Source organism: Citrobacter sp. wls718, assembly GCF_005280945.1.
Taxonomy (GTDB): Bacteria; Pseudomonadota; Gammaproteobacteria; order Enterobacterales; family Enterobacteriaceae; genus Citrobacter; species Citrobacter gillenii.
Genome location: NZ_SZWV01000051.1, coordinates 155,121 through 157,667, shown reverse-complemented (window position 1 = coordinate 157,667; position 2,547 = coordinate 155,121). Strand labels below are relative to the sequence as shown.

The 2,547-nt window shown below is 51.7% G+C and carries 3 protein-coding genes and 1 tRNA gene; 3 read left to right on the top strand and 1 reads right to left on the bottom strand.

Going from position 1 to position 2,547, the window contains the following annotated elements; genetic code table 11:
* Window positions 1-114: 114 nt before the first annotated feature.
* Window positions 115-199 (bottom strand) — tRNA-Leu (locus tag FDW95_RS09920).
* A 289-nt stretch (window positions 200-488) separates the two neighbouring features.
* Between FDW95_RS09920 and FDW95_RS09915 the strand changes: the two genes are divergently transcribed.
* The 3 genes from FDW95_RS09915 to FDW95_RS09905 form a co-directional block, all read left to right on the top strand.
* Complete coding sequence (locus FDW95_RS09915) at window positions 489-1,502, top strand: HNH endonuclease (RefSeq protein ID WP_115259556.1); 1,014 nt, start codon at window positions 489-491, stop codon at window positions 1,500-1,502.
* Window positions 1,502-2,083 (top strand): class I SAM-dependent methyltransferase, encoded by a 582-nt coding sequence (locus FDW95_RS09910; RefSeq protein WP_115259557.1) that lies wholly within the window; start codon window positions 1,502-1,504, stop codon window positions 2,081-2,083. Before FDW95_RS09915 ends, FDW95_RS09910 begins: the two co-directional genes overlap by 1 nt.
* A gap of 74 nt (window positions 2,084-2,157) precedes the next feature.
* A partial coding sequence (locus tag FDW95_RS09905; RefSeq protein ID WP_170972984.1) for an alcohol dehydrogenase catalytic domain-containing protein occupies window positions 2,158-2,547 on the top strand: 390 nt, incomplete at its 3' end.

The window sequence follows — 2,547 nt, the reverse complement described above, 5'->3', positions numbered from 1 at the left end:
AATGACATCCGGATTTCAACGGACTACCTCGGACGACTCGGGACGTAAAAGTCGCTGCAAGCATTGATTTTAAAGGGTTTGGTGGACTTTCTCGGATGGTCTTGGAAGTACTAATGGTGCCGAAGGCCGGACTCGAACCGGCACGTATTTCTACGGTTGATTTTGAATCAACTGCGTCTACCGATTTCGCCACTCCGGCACGGAAGGGATGCGGAAAACGTTGTGGATTATACCTGTCGCACGCCACCATGCAAGCGGCAGCGCACGATAGTCGCGCTAAGTGTTGAAAAAAACAGCGTCATTGCGGTTCGATCGCCCACACGCCCTTCTTCCTCCCGCTATTCTCATCTCTAACCTGAATTTTTCCGGAATTTACCTCGCAAAAAAATGCAACGTGACCCGCTCGGTTTACATTTGCTGCTGTTTACTATGAGATGTCGTTACTGAATCCAGTAATAGCAGTTACCAACCGTTCTCAGGACACCGTTATGCGTTTCTATCAGGTTGAACCCACGCTGGAAAACTACTGGCGCGGGATTATCCTCTTTGGCAAGAATGTGGCTTCCTACAAGTTTGCGCTCGCCCATGCCTTGCACGAACTCAAACCTGATGGCAGCGATCTCATCACGCTTGAAGATCTGGCTGTACCGTTCAGCAGCCATTTGTGCCGCCATCTCAGACATGCGCCAAAGCAGATAACCTCACGCAGCAGCCAGTTTATTGCCGCCTGTACGCAATTTAATAACGGCGAGATCACGCGTGATGAACTCACCGCCATCACGGTCCGGCAGGGGTTTAATAACGTGATTGATGCCTTTCACAATGTGAATCAGGGCGAAATTGAAAAACGCTTTTTTATTGATGAGCGTAAAACGCATAAAGGCATCCGGATGACGGATAATTTCTACAATCTGGGTGAGCGCCTGCAATACCGAAACCTTATTTTTGAAACAGATGCGCGCTGGAGCCTCGTCGAACAAGCCTGGGCAATGAATATCTCCAGCCACCTGATTAACGTCGAATATGACGACGATGACCAAATGTTGTTTAGCAGGAACAGTGACCGGCGGGTGGCAATCTCCAGCTGTCGGGACAGCCTGAATGGTTATCAGAAGGGGCGCTGCTTCTACTGTTTTACCCCCATCAGCCTGCAAGCTGGCGATGACACTTTCGCTGATGTTGATCATTTTATCCCGTGGAAAGCTCGGGGACAGGTCGCAAATATCGATGGCGTCTGGAATTTGGTACTCGCCTGCAAAGAATGTAACCGGGGTGGGAAAGGCAAATTTGCCCAACTTCCCTCACCCAGGCTACTTCAGCGTCTTCGGGACAGAAATGAATATTTCATAAACAGCCATCTTCCACTGCGTGAAACATTGATTCGCCAGACGGGCGCGACCCCGACGCTGAGAAACACATTTTTGAACGACAGCTGGAACGAGGCGCTTAAAATACTCTTTCACCAATGGGAACCCCTTGCACAAGGAACGGATACATTCTGATGACTCTCGAATATTACCAGCGCCACGCGCAGGATTTTTTTAGCTCTACGGTTAATGTCGATATGGAATCGCTTTATCTCCCCTTCCTGCGACACCTCCCGCAGAGCGGACGTATTCTGGATGCAGGCTGCGGCTCCGGCCGTGACAGTAAGGCCTTCCTGGAAAAAGGTTATCAAGTCGAAGCATTCGATGCCTCTGCAGAAATGGTTAACCTTGCCAGCCAGCATACCGGACTGTGCGTCAAACAGATGACATTTAACGATATCGCCGACACCGAACGCTATGATGGTATCTGGTGCTGTGCATCGTTGCTGCATGTGAGCGCCGAAGCGTTACCCGGTGTAATGAGCAAACTCGCTCACGCGCTTAAAACCGGGGGGATATGGTATGTCTCGTTCAAATACGGCGAAACAGAAAGAGTGAAAGACGGCCGTCACTTTACCGATCTCACCGAGCAGGGACTGGAAAAGCTGATCGCACCGCTGAGCGATATCACGCTAATCAGCAGTTGGACGACGCTCGATAAGCGTCCTGACCGCGACGAAATGTGGCTCAACACATTGCTGCAGAAAAGGCCCTAATCCCCCCTTCTGCGAAGCACCCTATTTCCCCATGCTCTACACTTCCTGTTCAACACCACACTGAGGGAAACACGATGTCGATGATAAAAAGCTACGCCGCAAAAGAGGCGGGCAGCGAACTCGAACTCTATGAATATGATGCGGGCGAGCTAAAGCCGGAAGATGTCGAAGTACAGGTCGAATACTGCGGTATCTGCCATTCCGATTTGTCGATGATCGACAACGAATGGGGGTTCTCTCAGTATCCGCTGGTTGCCGGGCATGAGGTGATTGGTCGCGTGGCGGCGCTCGGCAGTGCGGCGCAGGATAAAGGCCTGAAGGTCGGCCAGCGCGTCGGCATCGGCTGGACGGCGCGCAGTTGCGGGCACTGCGATGCCTGTATCAGCGGTAATCAGATTAATTGCCTGGAAGGTGCCGTTCCCACGATCCTCAATCGCGGCGGCTTTGCCGAGAAGCTGCGCGCA